Annotated in this window: 24 protein-coding genes and 1 other annotated feature; of the genes, 17 read left to right on the top strand and 7 right to left on the bottom strand. The window is 43.5% G+C overall.

From position 1 onward, the window contains the following. Positions 1–68 precede the first annotated feature (68 nt). Positions 69–1,070 carry a LacI family DNA-binding transcriptional regulator gene (locus ABXS78_RS17570; protein ID WP_366248325.1) on the bottom strand — a complete coding sequence of 334 codons (1,002 nt, stop codon included), beginning with the start codon at positions 1,068–1,070 and terminating at the stop codon, positions 69–71. 179 nt (positions 1,071–1,249) lie between these two features. Here ABXS78_RS17570 and ABXS78_RS17565 point away from each other — a divergent pair, with 179 nt between their 5' ends. Then, positions 1,250–2,578, top strand: a complete 1,329-nt coding sequence (locus tag ABXS78_RS17565; protein ID WP_366248324.1) for a 6-phospho-beta-glucosidase — start codon at positions 1,250–1,252, stop codon at positions 2,576–2,578. A 33-nt stretch (positions 2,579–2,611) separates the two neighbouring features. Here the strand turns inward: ABXS78_RS17565 and ABXS78_RS17560 are convergent, their stop codons facing one another. Further along, complete coding sequence (locus ABXS78_RS17560; RefSeq protein ID WP_366248323.1) at positions 2,612–3,592, bottom strand: LacI family DNA-binding transcriptional regulator; 981 nt, start codon at positions 3,590–3,592, stop codon at positions 2,612–2,614. A gap of 108 nt (positions 3,593–3,700) precedes the next feature. Between ABXS78_RS17560 and ABXS78_RS17555 the strand changes: the two genes are divergently transcribed. After that, positions 3,701–4,528, top strand: coding sequence for an HAD-IIB family hydrolase (locus ABXS78_RS17555; RefSeq protein ID WP_366248322.1), 828 nt, complete (start codon positions 3,701–3,703; stop codon positions 4,526–4,528). 464 nt (positions 4,529–4,992) lie between these two features. Beyond that, positions 4,993–6,249, top strand: a complete 1,257-nt coding sequence (locus ABXS78_RS17550) for a DNA polymerase IV (protein WP_366248321.1) — start codon at positions 4,993–4,995, stop codon at positions 6,247–6,249. Position 6,250: 1 nt separating this feature from the next. On the opposite strand, the gene ABXS78_RS17545 is transcribed toward ABXS78_RS17550, so the two are convergent. From ABXS78_RS17545 to ABXS78_RS17530, 4 genes are all read right to left on the bottom strand, one after another. Next, positions 6,251–7,570: an MATE family efflux transporter gene (locus ABXS78_RS17545; RefSeq protein ID WP_366248320.1), complete on the bottom strand. Its 1,320-nt coding sequence runs from the start codon at positions 7,568–7,570 to the stop codon at positions 6,251–6,253. A gap of 62 nt (positions 7,571–7,632) precedes the next feature. Beyond that, positions 7,633–8,784: an FtsW/RodA/SpoVE family cell cycle protein gene (locus tag ABXS78_RS17540; protein WP_366248319.1), complete on the bottom strand. Its 1,152-nt coding sequence runs from the start codon at positions 8,782–8,784 to the stop codon at positions 7,633–7,635. A gap of 101 nt (positions 8,785–8,885) precedes the next feature. After that, a complete protein-coding gene (locus ABXS78_RS17535) occupies positions 8,886–9,362 on the bottom strand; it encodes a FixH family protein (RefSeq protein WP_366248318.1) in 477 nt (158 codons plus the stop codon). 16 nt (positions 9,363–9,378) lie between these two features. After that, positions 9,379–10,758, bottom strand: coding sequence for a PepSY domain-containing protein (locus ABXS78_RS17530; protein ID WP_366248317.1), 1,380 nt, complete (start codon positions 10,756–10,758; stop codon positions 9,379–9,381). A 268-nt stretch (positions 10,759–11,026) separates the two neighbouring features. Here ABXS78_RS17530 and proC point away from each other — a divergent pair, with 268 nt between their 5' ends. The 5 genes from proC (at position 11,027) to ABXS78_RS17505 (ending at position 16,021) form a co-directional block, all read left to right on the top strand. Further along, positions 11,027–11,896 (top strand): pyrroline-5-carboxylate reductase, encoded by an 870-nt coding sequence (proC, locus tag ABXS78_RS17525; RefSeq protein WP_366249977.1) that lies wholly within the window; start codon positions 11,027–11,029, stop codon positions 11,894–11,896. Next, on the top strand, positions 11,896–13,035 hold the full coding sequence (gene proB, locus ABXS78_RS17520) for a glutamate 5-kinase (RefSeq protein ID WP_366248316.1): 1,140 nt from the start codon (positions 11,896–11,898) through the stop codon (positions 13,033–13,035). Before proC ends, proB begins: the two co-directional genes overlap by 1 nt. 16 nt (positions 13,036–13,051) lie before the next feature. Next, positions 13,052–14,314 (top strand): glutamate-5-semialdehyde dehydrogenase, encoded by a 1,263-nt coding sequence (locus ABXS78_RS17515; protein WP_366248315.1) that lies wholly within the window; start codon positions 13,052–13,054, stop codon positions 14,312–14,314. 247 nt (positions 14,315–14,561) lie between these two features. Further along, positions 14,562–15,308 (top strand): alpha/beta hydrolase-fold protein, encoded by a 747-nt coding sequence (locus ABXS78_RS17510; protein WP_366248314.1) that lies wholly within the window; start codon positions 14,562–14,564, stop codon positions 15,306–15,308. A gap of 71 nt (positions 15,309–15,379) precedes the next feature. After that, a complete protein-coding gene (locus tag ABXS78_RS17505) occupies positions 15,380–16,021 on the top strand; it encodes a FusB/FusC family EF-G-binding protein (protein ID WP_366248313.1) in 642 nt (213 codons plus the stop codon). Between the two features lie 42 nt (positions 16,022–16,063). Here ABXS78_RS17505 and ABXS78_RS17500 read toward each other — a convergent pair whose 3' ends face one another. After that, on the bottom strand, positions 16,064–16,735 hold the full coding sequence (locus tag ABXS78_RS17500; RefSeq protein ID WP_366248311.1) for a hypothetical protein: 672 nt from the start codon (positions 16,733–16,735) through the stop codon (positions 16,064–16,066). 333 nt (positions 16,736–17,068) lie between these two features. On the opposite strand from ABXS78_RS17500, the gene ABXS78_RS17495 reads away from it, so the two are divergent. The 9 genes from ABXS78_RS17495 to ABXS78_RS17455 all read left to right on the top strand — a co-directional run bounded on the left by ABXS78_RS17495 (position 17,069) and on the right by ABXS78_RS17455 (position 25,128). After that, positions 17,069–17,455 (top strand): PH domain-containing protein, encoded by a 387-nt coding sequence (locus ABXS78_RS17495; protein WP_095221958.1) that lies wholly within the window; start codon positions 17,069–17,071, stop codon positions 17,453–17,455. After that, positions 17,456–17,658 (top strand) — a binding site (T-box leader). Positions 17,659–17,696: 38 nt separating this feature from the next. Continuing rightward, positions 17,697–18,155: an HIT family protein gene (locus tag ABXS78_RS17490; protein ID WP_366248310.1), complete on the top strand. Its 459-nt coding sequence runs from the start codon at positions 17,697–17,699 to the stop codon at positions 18,153–18,155. Then, positions 18,142–18,930, top strand: a complete 789-nt coding sequence (locus ABXS78_RS17485; RefSeq protein WP_366248309.1) for a protein phosphatase 2C domain-containing protein — start codon at positions 18,142–18,144, stop codon at positions 18,928–18,930. Before ABXS78_RS17490 ends, ABXS78_RS17485 begins: the two co-directional genes overlap by 14 nt. 195 nt (positions 18,931–19,125) lie before the next feature. After that, complete coding sequence (locus ABXS78_RS17480) at positions 19,126–19,539, top strand: hypothetical protein (RefSeq protein ID WP_366248308.1); 414 nt, start codon at positions 19,126–19,128, stop codon at positions 19,537–19,539. A gap of 61 nt (positions 19,540–19,600) precedes the next feature. Continuing rightward, positions 19,601–21,751 carry a DUF1430 domain-containing protein gene (locus ABXS78_RS17475; protein ID WP_366248307.1) on the top strand — a complete coding sequence of 717 codons (2,151 nt, stop codon included), beginning with the start codon at positions 19,601–19,603 and terminating at the stop codon, positions 21,749–21,751. Between the two features lie 2 nt (positions 21,752–21,753). Beyond that, complete coding sequence (locus tag ABXS78_RS17470; protein ID WP_366248306.1) at positions 21,754–22,371, top strand: ATP-binding cassette domain-containing protein; 618 nt, start codon at positions 21,754–21,756, stop codon at positions 22,369–22,371. 103 nt (positions 22,372–22,474) lie between these two features. Next, positions 22,475–22,939 (top strand): ASCH domain-containing protein, encoded by a 465-nt coding sequence (locus ABXS78_RS17465; RefSeq protein WP_366248305.1) that lies wholly within the window; start codon positions 22,475–22,477, stop codon positions 22,937–22,939. A gap of 487 nt (positions 22,940–23,426) precedes the next feature. After that, a complete protein-coding gene (locus tag ABXS78_RS17460) occupies positions 23,427–24,080 on the top strand; it encodes a DUF3298 and DUF4163 domain-containing protein (RefSeq protein WP_366248304.1) in 654 nt (217 codons plus the stop codon). 85 nt (positions 24,081–24,165) lie between these two features. Next, positions 24,166–25,128: a Gfo/Idh/MocA family oxidoreductase gene (locus tag ABXS78_RS17455; RefSeq protein WP_366248303.1), complete on the top strand. Its 963-nt coding sequence runs from the start codon at positions 24,166–24,168 to the stop codon at positions 25,126–25,128. The last annotated feature ends 14 nt before the right edge of the window (positions 25,129–25,142 follow it).

Genomic DNA, 25,142 nt, shown 5'->3' with positions numbered 1-25,142 from the left:
ATCATCACCTCTATAGCACTATCCTAGCACGTGGAACGATTCTACTTATATAAAACTTTTTGATAGCCTCATACCTGGACTTGCTTAACACCTCTGGCAGTAGACTGACGCTCTGTCAGAGAGAAGCCAAGTTCGGCTGGTGTATAAGGTGTTTCCGTTAATACCGCATGCATGCGACGAAATGCTTCCGCTCCCATCTGCTTGAGTGGATTGCGGACATGAGTCAGCTCCATCAGTCCAGCAACATCGCTTTGATCGGATTCGAAACCTACCAAGCCCAGCTCATCAGGAATGCTGATTCCCTGCGCCCGAGCTTCGGCAGCCATGCCGGCCGCAACGTAATCACTGGCGTGGATGACCGCATCAGGCATATTCTTACCGTTTAAAAGCTCCTGCAAGGCCCTGCGTCCGTCATCGACGGTGAATGTCTCATCTAAGATCCATTCGGGATGGACGGGAAGGTTATGTGTTTGCAATATATCCTCAAAAGCCTTCTTCCGTTCCAGGCTGTTTCGGCTTTCGGCTCTTCCTATTGTACAGGCAATGCGGTTATAGCCTTTTTCGATCAAATGCTCAAGCCCAAGCTGGAACCCTTCGTAATGATTCATATAGATGGATTGGATCTGTGGATGCTGCAGAGGCTCACATGTCATAATCGGTCCGTACTTTGTATAAGTGGCAACTTTCTCCCAATCTAATCCGCAGCGCAGGATGATCAGTCCGTCCAAGCGCTTTTGACGCAGCATTTCCAATGCCTGCAATTCCTGATCGGCTTTTTCATTCGTTTGGTAAAGTAAGGTTTGATATTGGCAGGAGGTGCCAGCTTCGGCGATACCTTGAACAATTTGCATAAAATAATGACTGATGGAAGGCGAGACGACACCAATAGTATTGGTCCTGCCTTTTTTCAGCTGGACTGCATTGCTATTTTGAATATAGTCTAGTTTATCAATGACTTGCTGGACTTTGCGCCGAGTATCTTCATGGACATGGGGATGGTGATTGAGGACACGTGAAACAGTGCTGCGGGAAACGCCAGCCATCTGTGCAATCTGTTTGATATTACTCATGTGCTTCACCTCATTAGAAATCGCTTTCTTACCTTTATTTTAGCGGAAAATGAACGTTTTGTAAGCTTTGGTGGACCGGTTTGCAAATTCCTTACGAATTTGTTCTTGACCTGGGATGCATTCCAGCATTTAAGCTGTGGTTGTAGATCAAAAATGTAACCATATAGGAGGCACTAATCATGGGAAAATTGAAGATCGTTACAATCGGCGGAGGTTCAAGTTACACACCGGAAATCGTGGAAGGGTTCATTAAACGCTATGATGAATTGCCAATTACAGAGCTTTGGCTCGTGGACGTAGAAGCAGGGAAAGAAAAGCTTGAGATTGTAGGAAATATGGCAAAGCGCATGGTGGAAAAAGCAGGCTTGCCGATCGATGTGCATTTGACATTGGATCGCCGGGAAGCTTTGAAGGATGCAGACTTTGTTACAACACAATTCCGTGTTGGACTATTGGACGCACGAGCAAAAGACGAAAGAATCCCATTGAAATATAATGTAATCGGACAGGAAACGAACGGACCAGGCGGATTGTTCAAAGGTCTGCGTACTATTCCTGTCATCCTTGATATTTGTAAAGATATGGAGGAGCTTTGCCCGAATGCATGGCTTGTGAACTTCACAAACCCAGCTGGTATGGTAACAGAAGCAGTGCTTCGCTACTCTAATATCAAAAATGTCGTCGGCTTATGTAACGTGCCGATCATGATGAAGATGCAAGTAGCAGAGCTGCTTGGTGCCGATGGAGATCGTGTGCACATCGACTTTGCTGGTCTGAATCACATGGTATTCGGCTTGAATGTATACTTGGACGGAGAAAATGTTACGGATACCGTGCTGGATAAAATGACAAGCGCCGATAAAAAAGAGATGACGATGAGAAACATCAAAAATCTTGACTGGGAACCTAGCTTCATCAAAGGTTTGAAAGCTATCCCGTGTCCATACCACCGTTACTACTACAAGACTTCGCAAATGCTTGAAGCAGAGCTTGAAGAAGCAGATAACGAAGGTACACGTGCCGAGGTCGTGCAAGGCGTTGAGCGTGATTTGTTCGAGCTTTACAAAGATCCGAATCTTGCAGAGAAACCTGAGCAGCTGTCCAAACGCGGCGGTGCATACTACAGTGATGCTGCTTGCAGTCTGATCAACTCCATCTACAATGACAAACGTGATATTCAGACAGTGAACACAATCAATAATGGTGCTATCCAGAGCATCCCGAACGATTCTGCTATCGAAATCAACTGTGTCATTACCAAAGATGGTCCAAAACCGATTGGTATTGGTGACCTTCCAGTACCAGTACGCGGACTTGTTCAGCAAATCAAGTCATTCGAGCGTGTTGGAGCTGAGGCAGCTGTAACAGGTGATTACAACACTGCTTTGCTTGCGATGACAATCAACCCGCTTGTACCTTCTGATGAGATAGCGAAGAAGATAATGGATGAAATGTTGGAGGCTCATAAAGAGCATTTGCCACAGTTCTTTAAAAAGATAGAAGCATAAAAAGATGACCCGTGCAGAGAGCACGGGTCTTTTTTACGTGGAATGCCTCGGTACAAGATATCCTTGCCATTGAAATAGTTTGGGTACATTAATGTTACCAGATAGCTGCATATCTAATTGTTCTGCAGTCTTTCGTGCCATGGCCTCTATTTCATTATCATAGGTGGTCAGCGGAGGATCGGTAATCTGAGAGATAGGATGGTTATCAAACCCAGTAACTGCGCAATTTTCTGGCACAGCGATTTGATGCTGCTTGGCAGCATGCAGAATCCCAGCGGCAACGAAGTCGCTTCCAGCAAATATGCCATCTATGAGCAATTGTTTATCATGAAATAAATCAGTACCCAAACGAATACCATCCTCAATTGATACCATTCCTTCTATGCGTTTCCCGCCTTCCTTTAGATTTCTCGCAGCTAAGGCATTTAGAAAACCTTTATATCTAGCTTCTTGGGATGGGGAAGTGTGGTCAAGGCAGAATAAGAGTCGCTTCTTACCTGTTTGCAGCATATGCATGGTCAATTTATAGGCGGCACTCTCTTCATCTAGACTGCATACAGTTGTGTCAATTTCGTATTTCTCATTACAAATAAGTATTGGACCGTTTTCTAAGCAACGGGCTAAAAGGGGAGCTTCCAGTGCTGATGAAGTTGCGATTATAGCGTCCAGTTCACGCTGTTTCAGCTTGGCGAATACATCCAGTTCACGTTTTTTATCACCGAATGTCTGAAAGATTACGGTTTTCCATCCTTTTGCTGTACAGGCATTCGATAATGATTGCACCAATGCTGCGAAATAAGGATGATCGACTTGAGGTGTGAGAATACCTATGGCAGAGGTTTTTCGCTTACGAAATTGAACAGCCAAGCTATTCGGGGTGAATCCGGATTCCTCGATAGCAGAAAGGATCTTTTGCCGCTTCTGTTCAGATACATAAGGATGCCCATTTAATACGCGAGAGACAGTACTTTTGGAAACACCGCATTTCTTTGCGATGTCGTTTATAGTAGGCATTCAACCAGCTCCTTGGACATTGAATGTAGCTTTATCATAGCATACCTGTTTTCTTGTTGACCTGGGAACGTTCCCATCTCTTATGGTAGGAAGGGAGGTGGTTGAATAATGAGTGTGAAAAAATGCTTTGCTAGTACCGACAGCACAAAGGCACTTATTTGTTTTGATTTTGATGAGACTTATTTTCCTCATGCTTGTGAGAAAGGGCAGCTGGAGGATCTGCATGCTATGGAACTTTATCTAGATCAGATTTCCAGGCAGTATCATGTGAAGATTGCATGGGTTACCGGAAGTGATTGTAATTCCCTGGCTGCTAAAATGGAGCGTGCACATTTGACTTATATGCCCCATTTCATTGCAGCTAATCTAGGAACGGAACTGTACCAACTAACAGCTGGTGGAGAACTAAAGGAGATATACGATTGGAAAAAGCATTTACCTGTTCAAGAAGAATTCAATCAGCTTGTAGAGGATTTGATTCATATGCTCTCTTTGGATGGGATAGCGTTACAGCCACAGACGATGCATGGGCAGAGCTCGTACAAAAAGAACTATTATTACTTTCCTAATGAAGATGATTTGGCTGAGGTAATGCATCGTATAAGGCAGGCAGCCGCTGCAGCTAAGGTAGGATTGAATGTGAACGCATGCAATCCACTGGCAGGAGACCCAGACGGGGCATATGATGTGGATTTCATTCCGTTAAGGACTGGAAAACGAGCGGCCGTTCAGTTCTTGGCAAATCATTGCATGGTGGAGCCATCGCAGATCTATGCTTTTGGAGACAGTGGAAATGACCTTGAAATGCTGCGATATGCAGGAAATGGTTTCCTTGTTGCTAATGCAACAGAGGAGGCGAAACAGAAGCATAGTCAGGTATGCGGAACACCTTACGCAGCCGGTATCCGTACGACGCTGCAACATTTCTTTATTTGATAAGAGTAGTGTGGAATTGTTAAACCTAGAAAAATACCGGTTACTTCTTTGCGTCCCAAAAGTTGAGGGTTACTTGGGACGCAGTTCATTTATTAGCAGAACCGTTAATGCGCTGCTTGGTCTTTTTGATCCTCTTTCATTGAATATATAGCACCCAGCTGACTAATAAATATAGCTAGGTAAAACCATTTAATATGTCCCTCTAGAACCAAATCATAAGGAAGCTGTTCTGTATTAAGATTCCTACTATATAATGAAAATCAACCAAATCCTCATAATGAACTCCTCTGACAACTAATTGGTATCCTTTATATAACTATATTGCTAAATAGAGGGGATATAATTGTTTGTTTAGAGCAATCTTTTTTCATTTTTCCTCCCTATCCAAAAATTACAGCTACTATAACTGCCTCGAATCGGGTAATCTAAAGTAAGAACATTTGTTCCCTTTGGAGGTGGTAAAGATGGATTATAGCGGATTTCAGCAGCATGAGGTATTGTGTGTGGATATGCGGAGCTTCTATGCAAGTGTGGAATGCGTTAAACGCGGCCTTAATCCGATGACGACACTGCTTGCAGTGGTCGGGGATACGAAGCGGCCGGGTAGTATTGTGCTCGCTGCTAGTCCTGCGCTGAAGAAGAAGCATGGCGTCAGCAATGTGAGCCGTTATTTCGAGTTGCCGGAAGATCCGGAACTCGTCATTGCGGAAGCACATATGAAGGATTACTTGGAGGTTTCGGTGGCAATTACCGAGCTAGTGCATGAGTATGTGCCGATGGAAGCGATCCATGTTTATTCTGTCGACGAATTCTGGGTGACACTTGATGGCACGGAAAAGCTGCATGGAACTGCAGAGGAGACAGCGGCCAAGCTGCAGGCGGATATCCTGGAGCAATTCGGTGTTACGGCGGCCATTGGAATCGGAGATAACAAGTTCCTGGCCAAGGTCGTGATGGATATTCATGCAAAGAAACAGACCTCTGGTATTGCTGTTTGCCATTATCAGGATGTGCCGCGCTTATTGTGGCCGGTCCCGATACAGGATGTTTGGGGGATTGGACGACGAATGCAGCGGAATTTGAATCGGATGGGTATTGTCACGCTTGGGCATCTTGCTCATACTTCCTTGGAGCATCTCAAGAAACGGTATGGTGTGATGGGTGAGCAATTATACTGGCATGCATGGGGAATCGATGAGAGCGAGGTGCTCGGTGATTTCGTCAAACAGGAGCAGAAAAGCTACGGACACGGCATTACACTGCTGCGTAATTACCGTGGCGAAGAGATTCCGACCATCATCTTGGAGCTATGCGAGGAGGCCTGCAGACGGGCAAGACGAGATAGGAAGGAAGGCAATACAGTCCATCTGGCTGTTGGGTATGCCAGTCAGCATGGCGGCGGCTTCAGCCGGTCCCGTTCCTTTACGAGCCCTTCGAATCTGACGACGGATATGTATAAGCTTTGCCTCGAACTATTTCATGAGTACTACCAAAAAGGCCACGAAGTCAGACGGGTGTCTGTCTCCCTGACCAATTTATACGAAGAAGAAGCAACGCAGCTCAGCTTGTTTGAGGACAAAAGCAAGCAGAAGGATTTGAGTCGGACGATGGATCAGATTCGGGCGCGCTTTGGTACGACCGCCATTCTGCGTGCCAGCAGCCATACAGCTGCCGGAATGACAATTGAACGCAGTACGAAAATCGGAGGCCATCAGGCCTGAGTCAAGCTGCTGCCGTCTGCTGAAACAGCCGGCGCAGCTTTGGTACATACATGATAAGGAAGACGGACCGACCGAGACTGAACAGCAGGAAGGCGATCCATAGTCCATGATTGCCGAGTGGCTGCAGGGCATAAAGCGCCGCTAAGTAAAGCAGGACAGCAAGAATCATGGAGTTGCGGACAAAGCGTACTTCCGTTACGCCAGTGAAAACGCCATAATAGACAAGGCCAAGGCTGGCGACGATCGGAAACAGAACAAGCCAGTTGGCATAGGAGCCAGTCAGCTCGATAATGCGCTGCTGATCGGAGAACAAAGGATAGATCCACTCCTGGCCAGCAAGGAACAGAAGCGCAAGCGTCACCCCGATACCAAGCCCCCATTGCAGAGATAGACGCAGAGATTGCGAAAAGAGTTTTTCATTGCGTTCCCCAAGCGCCCGACCGGCCACGATGCTGGACGCATTAGCGAAGCCATCAAAGAAATACGCCATCATATAGTGAATCTGAATCAGGATGGCATTGGCTGCCAGCATATCTTCCCCAAACGCAGCACCTTTTGCTGTAAACAGGTTAAAAACAATAAGTAAGCATATCGTCCGAATGAATAAATCTCGGTTGACCTTCATCATTCGCCACATCGGTTTAGGATCGACTGCACGTCGCAAGACCTGTACGAATGGATGCTGCAAGATGCTGCCGGCGTATTTGCGCAGCAGGACAATGCCGAATACACAAGAGAAAATCTCGGCAATCAGCGTAGAAGTACCTACACCAGCCACTCCCAAATCCCACACATGAACTGAAAGAATACAAAGAATGATATTCAGCACATTCGTGCTTATCTGCAGAACAAGTGTTGCTTTGATATAGGACATGCCAATCAGCCAGCCAAGGATGACATAGTTAGCAAGCGCAAATGGCGCACCCCAAATCCGGATTGAGAAGTAAGCCGAAGCACTGCTATTCACGGCATCACTCGCTCCTAGGAAGGAGAGGGAATAGTGCAGGATCGGCTGCTGTATAAGAACGAATAGCAGGCCGACAATAAAAGCGACCAGGAAAGGACGCATTAACGCCATTACATGTTCTTCTTTATCGAGACTGGCAGATGCCTGAGCGGCAAACCCGGATGTACTTACCCGTAGGAATCCGAAAAGCCAGTACATCGTATTGAATATAATCGTACCGATGGCGACCCCGCCAATATAAGAAGCATTGGAAAGCTGGCCGACAACGGCTGTATCAACAACACCGAGCAATGGCGTCGTGATCGTTGATAGGGTCAGCGGCAGGGCTAGCGCTAAGTAGTTTTTATGCTGCATGTACTCACCTTAATAGTAGTAATTACGATATAATATACCGCACATGTTTGCAGAAGTAAACGCTATTTGTTTCCAAACATAAACGTCATCGTATTTACACGCATATTGAGGATCAATCCAAGAGATGCAAGTGTAATGACGAGGGCACTTCCTCCATAGCTGATAAGCGGCAAACCAAGTCCCGTTACGGGCATCAGTCCGATACTCATACCGACATTTTGGAATATCTGAAATGTCAGGAAACCAGCGATTCCTGCACCAATCAAGGTTCCGAATGAATCATGATAACGCTGGGAAATCATGACGATTTTATAAATGAGCATAAAGTAAAGAAGCAGGACAAGACTTGTTCCGACAAAGCCGAAAACGCCGCCTATGACTGCGAAAATCAAATCTGAATAGGCGTATGGCACATGTGGCAGATGTTCGTAGCCACTCATATTACCAGAACCAATCGCCATGATCGATTGATTCAGCTGATAGCCGGAAATCGTATATTTTTCTGGCTGCAGCCAGCCATAGAAACGGCTTGCCTGATAGCTTGGCAGCATGCCGAGTATCCGATCGAGGAAGAAATCAGTCGCAACGAAGTATGTAATGGTTAAGGCAAGTACAATCGTTAATGGAACAGAGAAGATAAGCAGTATCGTTTTTATCCGGACGCGGGAAACAAGCAGCATCGCCCCGTAAATAGCAAGATAAACCATTGCATTACCGAAGTCTGGAAATTGCATGACGACAGCAACAGGGATTAATGTGATAACTGTCAGTTTGCCGACAAGCAGTATTTCCTCCTTTAATGTAGGAGAGCTATCCGTCCCTTTACTGATCACTTGTGCCAGATACAGAATCAATCCGATTTTCATCGATTCAGCAGGCTGGAATGAAAAGCCGCCGATTGTATACCAGCCGTATGCTTCATTGATTTCTTTGGAGATGCTGGAGGGTGCAATCAAGATACCTACTAATAACAGCAGGAAAAAAAGATAAACAAAAAGTGATAAACGCTTCAGTATATCGAGATCAAGAAAATAAGACACGACAAAACAGCCGCCTAAACCAATTACATACCAGACAACTTGCTGCAGAACAAAATATTCTCCTTGCAAGAGTTGTACTTGATATAAACTGACTAGGCTTGCAAGTCCGAGCAGTATGATAAGTGAAAAGTAGATATAATCGAATTTCTCTAGATATGTTTGCAGTTTTTGCATGCTTGTCACCATTTCATCATAATAATAAGCCACTGTTACTATCGTAACAGATATTTCCAATTAGAAAAGCCGTATTCCAGAAGAAATACGGCTTTTTACTATTAATGATGATGGTGGCTTCCACTATCATCCTGTTTTTTCTGTTCTTGTTCCTGTTCTATCTTTTCTATCTCTTCTTGCGTCAATTCTCCAACGCGAATTTGTTTCGTCGGCATCAAATGGATATTATCGACCTTTACATCTGCTTTAACAAAATATACGCCATCAGATGGGAAGGTATATTCCAGATGATAGGTTCCGTCTGTATCCAATGAGGCAGGAATTGTTTCTGCATCTGCTTTGTTCTCATCTTTCCATACAAGGAAGTTGACGGTTGCTTCCTGTTCAAGTGCTTTCCCATCATGTGACAGCTTTACATCTATTTTAGGAGCAGAATCTGCTTCGATGGATTCAGGAGCTTCAATGATCACGTTCACTTCTTCCCGTTTCGCGTAATGGTCAGCTGCTTCAGGATCGGCAGAGCATGCAGCAAGGAGAAAGAATGTCAGTAACAACGGCGTAATTTTAAATAGTCGCATCTGCTTTTCTCCTTTCTTACGCATTAAAGAACCTCTTCAGTGCAGGCACCCTCGGAATGACAAACCGGTCAAACAGCCAGACGACGATAATCGAGATTCCGACAAGCGGGAAGATGATGCCAAGAATGATAATCAGTACGATAACGCCTTTCATGACTTTATCAGACGGTGCTTTCGGCGAGCCAAGCTTCCCTTCCGGTTTGCGGGAGAGCCATAGGATGAAGCCGCTCACAGCAATACCTATAATGCCAATCAAAACAAGCAATCCGATAATCTGATTCCAGATACCGAATTCCGTTCCTTTATGAATGGTAATACCATAAGCAATAATCTTACCAAGCGTATGATAATTGTCATAGCGGTAATCTGCCAAAACAGCGCCAGTATACTGATCAATATGCATTGTAACTTCATCCCGAGCTTTCGGCGGGAAAGCAGATAAAGTGAATACGCCATCCTGCGTTTGCGGAATCATGATATTATATCCCGGCTTTACACCTTCCGCTTCGGCTATCGACACAACATCATCTACAGATAGCTGTGTGTATTGCTGATTTGTTGAAATTGGAACTGGCAAGTTCTCAGCTGACCAAGGCACATCTGCGATTTCTTTTGTTTTCACATCAGAAGCAGGAGCATCACCAACCCACACAGAAGGTGGATAGCCGACACCTGCATTAGTGGTAAGCGTTTGGAAATTGTTTCCCCATAATCCTGACCAAGGCAGTCCTGTAAGAATCAGAAACAGAAGACCTAACGAAATCCAGAATGCGGGCACTACGTGCAAGTCACGTGCCCGTAGTTTTTTCCCTTTGTTCAAGCGCGGAATGAGAACACCAAAGATTTTCGATTTCCCTTTCATTTTAGGCCAGCCCAGGTAAACGCCAGTAATGATCAAGATCAGCGCCCAGCAAGCTGCCCACTCGACAATACGATCCCCGAAAGTACCCATCAGCAGCTCACCATGAATTTTTTCAAATACGTTAACGAGCTTGAAAGAGTCTTCTAATTTACCGAGTATGACATTTTCATAAGGGTCTACGTAAACGGTATAAGCTTTACCGTCTTCTGTAATACCTACCTCAGCAGAACGGTCTGGACTGTCACTTGGACGATACGACGTCACTGCTGCATTCGGATTCACAGCTTCCACTGTATTAATTTGCTCGGACGGAGTTGTGACAGTAGTTTGCGGTGTGACTTCATAATAGTCCTTGTAAAGGGCTGCTTCGATTTGAGGTTTAAATAGATAAACACCGCCTGTGATAGCCAGAATAATGAGGAATGGCATAATTATAAGACCTGCATAGAAATGCCAGCGCCAGACAGACTGATAAAGTGACCGACGTTTCTGTTGTTTCTGCTTCGACACCGACGGCTCCTTTTGTGCCTCCATATAGGACAACTCCTTTTCTTCTATATTTAAATGTAATAATAGGCGAAGTAGTACAAGCCTAAGCTTAGGACAATTTTCACGCCCATACAAGTAGGGAAATGCAGGTTATTATGACCATTCCTTGAACATAACATTGATTAATTTATAAAGCGTTTCCATTCTCTTGTGCATGGGGCTGAAACGCTGATAGGCCAGGCTTTTGTGATGTGACATTCCTTGACATGGAGTCCTATAGTGTTAGCATAGATAACTGTTAACAGGGAACGAAATTCTTTCTCAAAAGGAGCGATTAGGTATCTTAACTAACAAACGGATTTTGTATGTCGGAGCAGGATCGATGGCAGAAGGAATGATTGCAGGAATGAACGGGTCAGACAGCGTGCATAACGAGCAGGTTTATGTGACAAATCGAACGAACTCGGAGCGTCTGGGTGAGCTGCAGGAGCGTTATGCCATTACCGGAATTCCTCACGCTGAGGTGGATTGGGTCAGTATGGATGTCATCATACTTGTGATGAAGCCGAAGGACATCACCGCTGCATTGATCGACTTGCAAGATAAGGTTCAGGAAAGGCAGCTGGTCATATCGGTAGCAGCAGGTATCCAGAATGAACAAATCGAGCATTATCTGCCAGAAAACCAACCCGTTGTTCGTATCATGCCTAACACGTCCAGTACCATTGGTGAATCGGCTACAGCCATTGCACCTGGAAAATATGTATCTGTAGAACAGCTTACACTCGCCACAGAACTGGTAAAGACCTTTGGAGAGGCTTTTGTTATTGCAGAAGATCAAATGGATGTTTTCACAGGAATGGCCGGCAGCGGACCTGCCTATTTCTATAGACTGATGGAGCATTTCGAGGAAACTGGTGTAGCTGCAGGATTCGATCGAGAGCAAGCAAGGAAGATTGGAACCCAGACTATGCTCGGTGCTGCTAAGATGCTATTAGAAACGAAGGAAGACCCGGAGTCTTTAAGGAAAAAAGTGACGTCGCCAAATGGTACAACGGCAGCAGGACTGGAAGCACTGAATAATGGTGGTGCTGGAGAAGCGATGACCAAGGCAATCCTTTCTGCAGCTGAACGATCCAATGCTATCAGCGAGGAGCTAAAAAAACAACAGCTGACTCGCTAATGAAAATCTGGAAACTGGAGGACGTTATCATTTCTATTCAAGCAACAAAACCGAAACGTATTGTCGTCAAGATCGGAAGCAGTTCATTGACCAGTCTGCATGGAGAAATCAGCCGTAAGAAGCTTGAGAAACTAGTGGAGCAGCTCGTGAAACTGAAAGACAACGGCTATGAAGTATTGCTTGTTTCATCTGGCGCTGTGGCAGCGGGTTATCGCAAGCTAGGGTTTCTGGAAAGACCGAAATCATTGCCGGAAAAACAAGCTGCTGCATCTATCGGACAGGGCTTGCTGATGGAAGCCTACTCGGATTTATTCTTGTCCCATGGCTATGTGGCATCGCAGATTTTGATTACACGTGGCGACTTCTCGGACGAAACCCGTTATAATAATGTTAGAAATACAATAAACGTTTTGGTTGATCGCGGCATCATCCCGATCATAAACGAAAACGATACAGTGACAGTCGACAGACTGCGCTTTGGAGATAATGACACACTATCGGCAAAGGTTGCCGGATTGGTCGGTGCGGATTTCCTAGCAGTACTTTCTGACATTGATGGTTTGTATACGGATAATCCAGTCAAAAATCCGAAAGCAACCCGCATTGAGCGGGTGAAAGCCATCACACCGGAAATAGAGGCGGCCGCAGGGGATGCAGGCAGTGCAGTCGGAACCGGCGGCATGAAGTCCAAGCTGGATGCATTCAAGATTGCGATGGCATCTGGAATCAAAGGTTTTCTTGGCGATGCAACAGAAAAAGATATCATCTATCGCTCGGTGTTGGGTGAAGCAGAAGGAACATACTTCGAAGCTGATCAGGATACGGATTATCTGAATCGCAAGAAACAGTGGATTGCTTTCAATTCAGGACCAGTGGGTGAAATCATCATGAAAATGAATGATCAGACACCACATTCCGTTGAATTTCATAATATCAGCGCCATCAAGGGAAACTTCAAACAAGGTGACGTCGTGCGCATTTTGGATGAAACAGGAGCTCGGATCGGTCTAGGCATCGTGAATCAAGCTGCGTCCGAACTTTGGCAGGCATTAGCGAGTCCGGTAAGGAATATAGAAGAGACGATAGTCGATCAGGAAGCATTTGTTTGTGAACTAGAGCATACCGTACCAATTCGATGATAGAAGGAGGAGCACCGTGGAGCATATAAAAGAAGCAGTAACAGTAGAGGAGCAAGCCATAGCAGCAAAAACAGCAGCTAAGAAGCTTGCACTCCTGACAACAGCTGAGAAAAATGAAGCGTTGATTACAGTTGCAGAGCATTTGGAAAAGGAATATGAAGTGATTCTGAAGGCTAACGGTGAAGATATGCAGGCAGGAGAAGAAAAAGGTTTCGATGCCGCATTTCTTGATCGTTTGAAGCTTACCCGCGAACGTATCGAGGATTTTGCAAATGGATTGAAGGAAGTAGTTGATCTTGAGGATCCGACTGATCACGTGGTCAGCGAATGGACACTGGAAAACGGCTTGCATGTCAGCCGCATCACGGTGCCATTAGGCGTCATCGGTATGATCTATGAAGCTCGTCCGAATGTAACAGCAGATGCGACTGGTTTGGCGCTTAAGTCAGGCAATGCAATTGTTTTGAAAGGCGGCTCATCTGCAATTCGTACGAATACAGCAATAGTAGAAGTCATCAAAAATGCACTCCAGCAGACAAAAGTTCCAGCGGAAGCAGTGCAGCTTATCCAGTCGACTGATCGCAAGGAGACGGCGAAGCTCTTTACGATGAAGGAGCACATCGATGTTCTTATCCCTCGTGGGGGTGCATCGCTTATCCAGGCTGTCGTTGATTCTGCAACTGTACCTGTTTTGGAAACAGGTGTAGGGAACTGCCATATGTACGTGGATAATACTGCTCAAGTTGATATGGCAATCTCCACTTTCCTGAATGCCAAAACGGATCGTCCAGCAGTTTGTAACGCATTGGAAACGTTGATTGTTCAGCGGGAATGGCTCGAGACAAACAAGGATGCATTGGTTCAAGCGTTGAGGGAAAATGGCATTCAAACACATGGAGATGACATAGCGGTTCAGCTTTTGCCTGACTGCAAACCTGCGGCAGAAGCAGATTGGGCCAATGAATATTCTAGCCTTGATGTTGCTGTGCGTGTTGTTGATTCAGTAGAGGAAGCAATTGAGCACATCGACCGTTATGGTACAAAGCATTCCGAGGCAATCATTTCTGAAGATGAAGAAGCGGTAAGTAAATTCATGCAAGCAGTCGACGCAGCAGCACTTTACCATAATGCATCGACGCGTTTTACAGATGGCCACGCTCTTGGATTCGGAGCTGAAATTGGTATTTCCACTCAAAAACTTCACGCTCGCGGACCGATGGGATTACCGGCATTAACGACGTATAAGTACGTTATGAAAGGCAACGGCCAAACTAGATAACCATAAGCTCATCCTGATGGATGGGCTTTTTTGTTATAAGGAAAGACGAGATGGAATAAGTCTAAAAACTAACTATGAAGGTTACCAAGCTGCGCAATCTTTTTGAAGTTAGTTTCCATTTATTTCTTGCATCAGCACCTTGTTTTGTTATAGTGGATTTTAATAATCAATACTAAATATGTAATCGCTTTCGACCTATCTTTATACTTGCCTAGGCTTGAAAAAAGCAAATAAAGGAGCTGAAAACATGACAGAGGAATGGGTACTTCCGGGAAAAGAGCCGGGGGTAAATTATCGTGTGCAATTATTTATTCCAGATCAACCCCCGCAATCAGAAGCAGGTTATCCGGTTATTTATATGCTGGATGGAAATTATTATTTTGGATTGGGTGCTGATGTCATACGTAATCAATCTCATAATATGCTCAAGACTGGAGTGGATCCGGCAATTGTTGTAGGGATAGCACTAGATGCAGAAGGTTCGGTTATTAAAGAACGACGTTTCTATGATTTTACGCCTCCAGCAGCAGCTTATACATATCCAGATAAGATGAAGTGGAAAACGACTGGAAAGCATGGAGGGGCAGAAATTTTCCTGGACTGGCTAATAGATGAGCTTCAGCCGAAAATCATGGAAAACTATCATGTTCAGCAGGATAAGCAATGTCTGTACGGTCATTCTTTGGGTGGATTGTTTGCGCTGTACAGCATGTTCAAGCGACCGGAAGCTTTCGAATGCTATCTGGCTATCAGTCCTTCCATCTGGTGGAATGAAAAGCATATTTATTCCTTTTTGAACGAAGCTAAAGATTCCAAGCTCTTCATCGGTGTAGGGGAGAAGGAAGGCTTCATGGTGGAAGATGTAATGGCGCTCTATCATCGTTTACCGAGCGTGATGGATGGAAAGACTGCATACTACGTCGCAGATGATGAAAATCATGCGTCAGTCGTTCCTGCCACGCTGAGTCGTGCATTTCGCTATTTCTTCAGCTGAACCGGTTTTTTTGTTTCCAGCTCGATATCTGCTAAAATGATAGGAAGCGATTAAATCGGAGGGATGTCCACATGCAAGCCTTTATCCGGAATGACCAGTACAACAATATTAAAGAACAGGTGCAGCAGCTTGTGAATAGTTCAGCTGCTGTCAAAGATATAGACATTATTTTTGGACTCCGCTCATTAGCTGAAGAGAAAATCATGAACCGATTCGAGAAGCTTTCGGAGGAAGAAGCGGAAATGCTGGGAAGAATCCATGGTGTGCAGGATGAAATTGATGCAGAGCTCTTTTTGGCTCAGCTTCGTCCATCCATTAAGCCATTTCCTGTCGTTACAGAACAGCAGCTTCGGAAGCTGTTCCCGAAAGTGAAGCACTTGCATGTACCTAAACTTGATGAAGTTGATTGGGAGAAAACATCCTATCTGGGGTGGAACGATTCGGGACAGCAGGCAAAATACATGGTCGCTCCGCATGAAGGTGGGATGATCGCCGCTCGCGGCACGATCACGCCATCCTCTCAGCCGGGGATTTGCACCATCTGCAATAAGCTTGAGAGTGTAGGGTTATTCATGGCAGAGCCTATTGGCCGCGGCCAAGGAACGTATGTGAAACGCGGGAACTATGTTTGCAGGGATAGCTCCAAGTGCAATCGAAACCTGACAGATATCAACCGGTTCTACAGCTTCATCGCTAATTTGCATGCATCATAAACAAAAGAAGGAGCACATGCCTTGAGGCGTGTGCTCCTTCTTTTATTCTTCGGGCAAATCAAATGTCAAATCAGCAGCCAGCAAGTCTTCTTCCTTGTCAGTGATACTGGAGATACGCAGGGAGAAGGAATCTTCTTCTTTGTAATCTGCCTGATCCATGAGGAAGACAACATATTTGGTCGAAGTCTGGCCAGGTTGGATCTCACCAGAATCTGCTTCCAAAACATTATGGTTCAGGATCCGGTATGTTGGAGTTTCAAGAAAAGCACCCATTTCCTTCAAAGGAACCGCACTTTCTCCATCATTCTTCACTTCCAGCTTCGCTGTCGCCGCAACGATTTTCTCCGGATCCTCGAAACCGGTGAAGGATTCCTCATAGGAATCTGCCGGTTTCAGTTTCGTATATTGAATCCCTTTCAGGGTCACTTCCAGACTGTCATTAGTTTCGGACTGATCAAAGTTCTGCTCAGCCAGCATTTCCTTCTCTGCAACCGCATCTTTCGTCAGGCGGTCCGGGAAGTAGGGGTTTTCTGCTGTCACAGTGTCCGTCAAATCGGCAGACAATGCATCTGTATCTTCGTTTCCTTCTGTAACTGCTGCCTGTGCTGCTGGTGTTTTTGGCTCATCTGCTGCTTTTTCGTCCTTACTGCAGGCGGATAAAGTCAATGCGATCACGATCAGCAGTACTGCAGCTGGAATACGGAACAGTTTCATATACTTCTTTCATCCTCTCTTTTAACAAGATCGTCTTCTAGAAATAAGTAAATAAAGACATAAATATCATACCGTAACCCTATATGGAATGAAATGAAAAGAGCCTAAACTCCTAGAAGAAAGTCTAGGAAGGGCTGGAAAAATTGGAGATGAGAGGTATCATTTCTTCCTAATGGCTGGTAAAATGTAGGAGAGTATAGGTGATTTATAACAAACAGAAAAGAGTTGCATTTGCCGCATTTTTTTATTGCATAAAATCCGAAGTGCGATATATATTTAGAAAGTATGAATCAGGATTGGAAGCAAGTACATTAAGTGAGGAGAACGCGGAAAATGGGGCAAAAAAGAGATCTGAAGGAATTGTCCATGTACCTAGAAGAAGATGAACGGATTTTTCTCTACGTACAAAGTAAGCTCGACGAGAGGAATGGCATCCTTGGCGTCACGCAGAACCGAATCCTGTTTACGCACAAACCGTTGATAAAACCAGCTTATCTGGATACGACCAGCTATGACAGCATCGATTATATCCTTTATACAGAAGGTACCGGGGAAGGCGAATTGTCTATCCATTTAAACAATGGAGATATTAAATATGTAACCAGTCATCGCCTGATCCATCTCAAGGGTGTAAGTGATATCGTCAGAATGTTCGTTAACAATCATCAGCGGGATCTCTTGTTCCGGAATACGTTCAATCGCAAGCAATTGTTGGAATAGATAGACGCAAGGAACAGAAGCAGTAGGGTGGAGAACTGTCATAGAGAGCTGCTGGTTGGTGCAAGGCAGTCAGGGAAGCATCCGAACTCGTCTGGGAGTGCCCGGGAGGAAATGCCTGGTCGGCTGGCAGCCGTTATCAGCTTTTGAGGGTGAGCTGCTTTCTCGCCGAAAAAAGTGGTACCACAATGTCCATTGTCTCTTTAGGAGATAATGGACATTTTTTTATAAGGAGGAGTGAACTATGGAGAATTGTTTTATCTGTGACAAGCATGCAGGTCGTTTGCAAGTGAGCGGCGATTGTATCTTTGAAGATGATTATATTTATATCAGTCATATTGATAAAAAGGGACAACCAACTTATCTTGGTCATATCATGCTCAATTTGAAACGCCATGTCCCACAAGTCGGGGATATGTCGGAGGAAGAGGCTGCAGCATTCGGTATCGCAATGAAACGAGCGGCCAAGGCATTACAGGAAACGCTGCAAGCAGAACATGTGTACACACTTGTCTCCGGAAATTCTGTGCCTCATGCTCACATGCATATCATTCCCAGATACGCCGGAACTCCTGAAAGGTACTGGGGACCGATGGAGGTTTATGATTGGCCGGGTGCTCCTTTTGGCGGTGAGTCGGACATAAAGGAAGTCTCAGCAAAACTACGGAGCTTTATGAAAGAGAATTTCCATGCAAACGTATAGCTGGACAGGTGACCAACATGCATTCCTGGATGAAACCGATGTGAAGAAACTTGGGAGGCTTGTGTTGGGAAGACTAGGCGGGATGACCAAGGCCGGTCAAACGAAAAACGAAGATGGTGCAGTGTTGTTCACCGGAGAGAATTGGGAGTTCGTCCTGCTGATGGATGCGCATCATTCGGCAGATAGTAGCAGGTTAGTTGCTGAAACCTTTCTGCTGGCAGAGCCCGAGTTACGAAAAGCTTGCGAGGCAGCATCAGCATTTGGACAAGTACCGGCAGTCGTCATAGATCAATTATCTCGTCCTTCTTTCTTGGAAGCGTGTCGAAAAGTTAAAGGAGAGACTGCATGTCTCTTTGTCTTCCGAAAAGATGAGTATATTTGGTGGTTATCAATAGGGGATTGTCTCCTCTATCTCTTCCATAATGAATTAGCGGAAATGGGTGAATACGAACAGAATACCCGGCATTTTTACGAATGGATCGGCCAGCAGAATGCCTGGTCATTACCGGTTCCCACTTACACAACTGGTACGCGGCAGTTGCGGAAAGGCAAGAATCGACTTTTCGCGACAACGGATGGCCTGCTGGAATGCCCAAGGATGGATGTTAATGGACAAGCATTATATGAAATGTTGTGCAGATTGGAAGACAGTGTTTTTGTGCAGGAATTACTCTCTGTTTTGGTATCACACTTTGTGCGGGATAGCTGTACCTTTGTATGCTGGACGATAGAAGTAACGAAGGAAGGGTTGACGCCGAGTAACAAGCGGGTTTGATATAGAAATCACCGGTCAAATGGTACTAGTTATATAATGCTGAATTCTAAAGGGAAATGAAAAAAACTGTTATATAAAGAAAGACAATAGTAACGTTTTGAAATATTTGGGAGATAAACCTTGTTTTGTGCCGAGATGCTTATATAATGAAACCACACCTAGTAATTACATAATTTAACAATTTATGAAGGGGTGATGAAAGTGTCAAAGTTCAAGAAAGGTTTGACAGGCGTGCTGCTGGCAGGTGTGATTGTAGGTGGAATTTCTGGTGGGGTTTCAGCATCAAGTAATGGAATCACTGAGAACGGCAACTCTGAAGTCATTAAAGCAGATCAAGGGGTAACAGAGAGCTATGTGAAAGACACACAAACTGGATTCACTATCAATGCAGAATCCGGTGCAATATCTGGCGGGTACTGGATCCGTGGTAAAAGGGATGGCAGAGTCGTTTCTGAGTTTAAGCACTATACAAAAGAAGGACGTGCCTCTGTGACTAATGGTGCCGGCTACCACGATGACGGAGGATGGAAAGCACAAGATGTTTGGAGCAAGGCTGACTTGGACTGGAGTTTCTGGGGAACAAACAAGGCTTACTACGATTATAAGTAAAAAATACAAGGATATAATGCAAGGGTGTAATCACTCTTGCATTATTTTATGAGGTGAAATTGTGAGAGCGATTTTAGGGTTCTTAGCTTCTCTATTCCTTTTGATAAGCCTGTACGTTACGAATGACTTACTCGAGCAATACAAGTTTAATCACTTACTGTATAAAGATAGAACAGCGGCAGCATTGAATTTCACTAATTACGAGGGCAATCCTAACGATTTACTTGAATCATATGCAGAACGATATGATTTGGAAATATCCAAATATGTATTCGTGAATCAGGATTCCATCAGAATATTCACTACTGATCCTTCACTAGGGTCCCGTATTGATACAATAGACGGTGATTTTCCCAATAAGGGCACCGCACAATTTATAACGAATCGACTTAATAATTCCAGCAATGATAAAAGTGGATCTTTTCATTCTGGAGAAAGTACGATAGCTATATCCATCTGGAATTTAGATAACCAGAAACAGGCTAGTGCAAGCGGTATTTATTACATAGATGATAAAGATGGTTCCGTATCTGTCATGCTGGATCAGCTGCAAAAAGATGGCGTTTCTTCTGAGCTGATAGAGGCACGCATTGACCCAGTAGTGATCAGTCAGCCGCTGACCTTTCTCATATCACCGCTTATCATTCTTCTTTCTATGATTGGCGTTATTTCCTTTTACCTGATAAACCGAAGTGATCATATCATGCTTTATAAAGTGATGGGTTACTCATATATCAGAATATCTTTTATCTTAGTAAAAAAGCTTATTTCACCTTTGGTCGCGGCTGTTTTAACAAGTTATATCCTATATCTGATCTTCCGTATTGTTACGAAGAAAGAGATTCTGAATTTGGTGGACTTTACGCTTCTGTACGCAGGATTGGCAGTAGTACTCTTTGTTGGAATAGTTCTTTATACGTTCCTGCTTATAGGCTTAATCTTTTTCTTTGGGAAAGAATATGAGGCTTTGAAAGGTAAGAGGCTTTATAAAACGTTGATGGCACTCAGTTATGTAATGAAGATTTTATTTCTTATTGCAGCTGTTGGCGCTCTGTCGCAATTGGATCAAACAAAGAAATCGCTGGAAGAGTACCAAAATAATCTCGAAACATGGAATCAAACAGAGAATTTGTACCAAACGGTATTGTATTCCACAGGACAAGTTGATCTAGCGATAGAAAGTGGGCAGAATAACAACTTAAAGCAGGTATATAATCAATTAAATAATGAACTGGATGGTTTTCTGATTGATGCAGGCAACTATGAAATAAGCTCTAATGGAAGCTATTTATATGAAATGAACACAGATGACCAGAATGCGTCGACTTCTCCTTATGGAAAAGCGATAACTATAAATGAGAACTACTTGGAATTCAATAAGATACGTGCAGAGACAGGAGAAATTGAAGGATCTATCGTATCCGACCCTTCTGTCACGAATTTGCTGGTTCCTGCAGCTCTCAAAGACAAAGAGGATGAAATTAAACAGAACTTCCTGGACTACTTCTATTTCCAGAAGGTTGAAGTTGGAAACATTTATAGAGAAGCAAAAGGTCAGGAACTGGACGAAAGCTCTAAGAACGATTTAAGTATAAATATCATCTATGTACGAGATAACCAGGAATACTTTACGTATAACCCCGCTAACAAAGGAGAAGGAGATTACTTTATTAAAGATCCGATTGCCATATTAGATACTGGGCAGTTCGATGCTTCCTATTACATGAGCTACTTGTCCCGGGCATATTTCTTTTATTCGGATCAAACAGAACCTACTCAGAAATTAGAAGAGATCGCTGGCGAACATGATGCTACATCACAAATTAATTCCGTTATCTCGGTCTTTGACGAGTACGGGCAGGAAATACAAGAGTTGAAAACAGACAATTATTTATTACTATTGGCGATCATTCTATTATATATCGCTACATTCACCACTAGTGTTTACTTCACAATATGTCACTTCTATAACTATAAGATGGAAGTGTTATTGAAGAATATTCACGGCTATTCGTATTTCAGAACGAACAGAACGCTGTTGATATTGCAATTTTTGAGTTATTGCATTCTTTTAATAGGGATATTGTTTGTATCATTACCGTCCCTAATCATTATTGTATTCGGAGGGATAATAATTGATGCTCTGCTAGTGATCGGCTTAAGCAAATATTATACCGCTAATATGCATACTAAACTTAGAAGAGAGGCATAGAGATGATCAAAGCTACTCATCTAAAGAAAAAATTTAAAGAGAAAACCATATTTGATGATTTTTCTTTAACAGTGAAAAGCGGCGAGTTCCTATCCATTACAGGAGAGAGCGGCAGGGGAAAAACAACTTTAATTAATCTATTGAGTCTTCTGGAAAAGCCGGATAGCGGTGATATAGAGTACGACGGGATTAAGAATCCCAATGCGAAACAGACAATGCTGCTGCGCAGGAATGAGTTTGGTTATTTATTTCAGAATTACTCCTTGATTAACAACGAAACGGTAGAGAAGAATATCCTTTTGGCCATTGCTTATAAAAAGATTAACAATAAAAAAAGAATAATACAGGAAATCCTAGCGAAAGTCGGCCTTTCCGGTTATGAAAAGAAGCGTGTCTATACGTTAAGCGGAGGTCAGCAGCAACGAGTTGCACTTGCACGAGTCATTGCGAGGGACTGCAAGTATATATTTGCTGATGAACCAACAGGAAACCTCGATATTAAAAACAGGGATGCTATCTTTCAGCTGCTGTTGGATATGAACAAAGCCGGTAAGACAATTATCATGGTTACACATGATTTAGAAATTGCCAGAGCTTCTTCAGCTCAACTTGAAATCTAGCAGTCAAATTATTTCCAGGCGAATACGATAATTAAGTATCCAACTAGAAAGCAGATATATAATATCAATATCATCTGCAAATGTAGAGGAGAATCAATCGGAAGTGACAGACCATAACGAGAAAGTGAAAGCATATTACGAAGCTTATACGAAAGGAAATCCTGATGCACCGCTAACTTATACGGCCTGGAGCTTCGGCGGAAATAATGCTCTAGCTGACGAACTGGCCGATTTGGTCGTTCAAGGAATCAAAACGGCAACCTCCTCTAATCATCTGCTATATGAATTAGAGAATGAGCCAATTCCTGAGCCGGGTCTCCATAGTGTCATTCTTGATAGTGCAGGAAACCCTCATGCCGTGATCGAAATTGTTCGGGTAGAAGTGAAATCGTATAAGGATGTTGATGCAGCATTTGCCTATAAGGAAGGAGAAGGTGATCGTTCACTTTCTTATTGGCGTTCAGTCCATGAGCCTTTCTTTACAAAGGAAATGGAAGAGATCGGACGGAGGTTCTCACCAGAAATGCTTGTAGTTTGCGAAGAATTTGCAGTTAGGTTCATTGCTTGAAGTCTGTAAAATCTTTTCTAACCGAATGTAAGATGTAAAAAAAGTCCATTGTCTACCTAGCAGACAATGGACTTTTTTATGAATAATGCTTGTGACATTGTAGGGGGAAATCTTAATCATATGTAGAATGTCTTCTTAAGAGGTTAAGTTTTACTCATAACCAGGACTCATATAAGCCCAAAAGGAAGTTTAAAACAGTTGGTTAATTTGGTGAGTAATAGTGAGTAGGGTTTTCCTTTTAAAAGAATGAAAAAAAATTGAAGAAACTACTTTAAATGCAGCCTGGTCGTTATAAATCTACTCAAAATAAGCTTTTAGCCTTATAAGAAGGGATAATTTAACTTGCGAATTACTTCTCTCCACTTTTAAACTGCGTTGATATTCATTACACCTAATGTAAAAAATATAATATCGCTATTTCTATTGCTCATAAATAATTGGCACCCTGCACACACTGTAAACAAGATGAAACAGTGGAGGGAACCTGATGAAAAAAGCGATAGTTGTATTGGTGTTTCTGCTTGCTTTTTCTGCTTTTACACACCCATCGCAAGCACAACCGACAAAGAATGTAATTGTGGAAACAGAGTATTACGATGACATCGAAGAATTGAAATACCCGCAAGTAAAACATGCGGGAACACCGAAGCTTACAAGAATGATCAACAAAGACTTCCAGGCATATATTGAGAAAGCTGCATTAGCTCGTAAGGAAAATATAGAGGCTGGCAAAAAGTATAAATATGACCCGGATTTTCAGACTGATTTTGAAGTCAAATATAATACGGATCGTAAGCTCAGTATCTTGATGAGCAGTTATATCTTTACTGGAGGAGCGCACGGCTCTACTGCGGTAGAATCCTTTAATTACGACTTGAAAGAAAAGAAACGCGTCTATTTGACGGATGTACTGCAGACACCAAGTCAGCTAAAGAAAGTTCAGCACTATGTTTTCACCTACGCTAAGGCGAGACCAGAGATATTCTATCCAGATTTGAAAAAAGAGGACATCCACCTAAATGAAAAAACGGCGTTCTTTTTTACAGATGAAGGAATAGCCCTTGTCTTCCAGCAATACGATATTGCACCATATGTCTCCGGTAATCAAGTAATCAAAATACCTAAGAAAATATACAGCTAAGAAAGAAGCCATGGAAGTATGCTGCATCCATGGCTTTTTCGGGTATACCTACACTAATAAAATAGAGAAATGGGGAGAACAAATAATGAAGTGGGGAATTCTAGGACCAGGTTCGATTGCACATCATTTTGCGGAAGCATTACAGAAAGAAGGGGAATCCATCCTGGCTGTTGGTGCAAGAAACAAAGAAAAGGGGAAGGCATTTGCAGATAAATTCGATATACCTAGAGTTTATGAAGGATTCCAGGGTGTGCTGGATGATTCTGAAGTAGATGTTGTATACATAGCGACGCCGCACGCCTTTCATTATGAAACAATCATAGAAGCCTTAAAGCATGGAAAACATGTGCTGGCTGAGAAAGCGATTACAGTGAACGGCAATCAACTTGATGAAATCACTACGTTGGCAGCAGAGAAGCAACTGATTGTGGCAGAAGCAATGACAATTTATCATATGCCGATCTATAAAGAACTACATCAATTGATCGGTGCTGGTAAAATTGGGGATATCCAGACGCTGAGTGTGAACTTCAATAGTATAAAAGAAAATAATCCCAAAAATCGTTTCTTCAACCCCGATTTAGCAGGCGGAGCACTCCTCGATATCGGAGTCTATGCCTTGTCATTTGTTCGCATGTTTATCCAGGATGAGCCAAATGAAGTCATCAGCACGGTTACGAAGCATGAGACAGGTGTGGACCAGCAGGCTGGAATTATACTGAAGAATAAAAAAGGGCAGCTTGCTACAATCACTTTATCCTTTATGGTGGAATCACCAGAACGTGCTACAGTCATGGGTACAAAAGGATTCATTGATATGGAGAAATTCTCCCGAGCCCAACAGGCTACCGTTTGTTATATAGAGCAAGGCAAAACAGAAACAATAGAAGCAGGGGAGACGGAGAAGGCGTTGCAGTATGAAGTAAGAGCAATGAAGGAACTTATCGAGAAGGATGTTCCACATGTAACATTACCGTATACGAGAGATGTCATGAAGATTATGGATCAGCTTCGGAAACAGTGGGAAATAGAATTTGATTTTGAGTGATAAATAAAAAGCAG

The sequence above is a fragment of the Terribacillus aidingensis genome (assembly GCF_040703035.1).
In the GTDB taxonomy this organism is placed as follows: Bacteria; Bacillota; Bacilli; order Bacillales; family Amphibacillaceae; genus Terribacillus.
The sequence above is the reverse complement of the archived record's forward strand: the minus strand, read 5'-3'. Positions and strand labels throughout refer to the sequence as shown.

Excerpts from the sequence above, each read along its gene's own strand:
- ABXS78_RS17570 (WP_366248325.1), bottom strand. The coding sequence starts at position 1,070 with ATGAGTAATATCAAACAGATTGCACAGATGGCTGGCGTTTCCCGCAGC.
- ABXS78_RS17565 (WP_366248324.1), top strand. The coding sequence starts at position 1,250 with ATGGGAAAATTGAAGATCGTTACAATCGGCGGAGGTTCAAGTTACACA.
- ABXS78_RS17560 (WP_366248323.1), bottom strand. The coding sequence starts at position 3,592 with ATGCCTACTATAAACGACATCGCAAAGAAATGCGGTGTTTCCAAAAGT.
- ABXS78_RS17555 (WP_366248322.1), top strand. The coding sequence starts at position 3,701 with ATGAGTGTGAAAAAATGCTTTGCTAGTACCGACAGCACAAAGGCACTT.
- ABXS78_RS17550 (WP_366248321.1), top strand. The coding sequence starts at position 4,993 with ATGGATTATAGCGGATTTCAGCAGCATGAGGTATTGTGTGTGGATATG.
- ABXS78_RS17545 (WP_366248320.1), bottom strand. The coding sequence starts at position 7,570 with ATGCAGCATAAAAACTACTTAGCGCTAGCCCTGCCGCTGACCCTATCA.
- ABXS78_RS17540 (WP_366248319.1), bottom strand. The coding sequence starts at position 8,784 with ATGCAAAAACTGCAAACATATCTAGAGAAATTCGATTATATCTACTTT.
- ABXS78_RS17535 (WP_366248318.1), bottom strand. The coding sequence starts at position 9,362 with ATGCGACTATTTAAAATTACGCCGTTGTTACTGACATTCTTTCTCCTT.
- ABXS78_RS17530 (WP_366248317.1), bottom strand. The coding sequence starts at position 10,758 with ATGGAGGCACAAAAGGAGCCGTCGGTGTCGAAGCAGAAACAACAGAAA.
- proB (WP_366248316.1), top strand. The coding sequence starts at position 11,896 with ATGAAAATCTGGAAACTGGAGGACGTTATCATTTCTATTCAAGCAACA.
- ABXS78_RS17510 (WP_366248314.1), top strand. The coding sequence starts at position 14,562 with ATGACAGAGGAATGGGTACTTCCGGGAAAAGAGCCGGGGGTAAATTAT.
- ABXS78_RS17505 (WP_366248313.1), top strand. The coding sequence starts at position 15,380 with ATGCAAGCCTTTATCCGGAATGACCAGTACAACAATATTAAAGAACAG.
- ABXS78_RS17500 (WP_366248311.1), bottom strand. The coding sequence starts at position 16,735 with ATGAAACTGTTCCGTATTCCAGCTGCAGTACTGCTGATCGTGATCGCA.
- ABXS78_RS17495 (WP_095221958.1), top strand. The coding sequence starts at position 17,069 with ATGGGGCAAAAAAGAGATCTGAAGGAATTGTCCATGTACCTAGAAGAA.
- ABXS78_RS17490 (WP_366248310.1), top strand. The coding sequence starts at position 17,697 with ATGGAGAATTGTTTTATCTGTGACAAGCATGCAGGTCGTTTGCAAGTG.
- ABXS78_RS17485 (WP_366248309.1), top strand. The coding sequence starts at position 18,142 with ATGCAAACGTATAGCTGGACAGGTGACCAACATGCATTCCTGGATGAA.
- ABXS78_RS17480 (WP_366248308.1), top strand. The coding sequence starts at position 19,126 with ATGAAAGTGTCAAAGTTCAAGAAAGGTTTGACAGGCGTGCTGCTGGCA.
- ABXS78_RS17470 (WP_366248306.1), top strand. The coding sequence starts at position 21,754 with ATGATCAAAGCTACTCATCTAAAGAAAAAATTTAAAGAGAAAACCATA.
- ABXS78_RS17460 (WP_366248304.1), top strand. The coding sequence starts at position 23,427 with ATGAAAAAAGCGATAGTTGTATTGGTGTTTCTGCTTGCTTTTTCTGCT.
- ABXS78_RS17455 (WP_366248303.1), top strand. The coding sequence starts at position 24,166 with ATGAAGTGGGGAATTCTAGGACCAGGTTCGATTGCACATCATTTTGCG.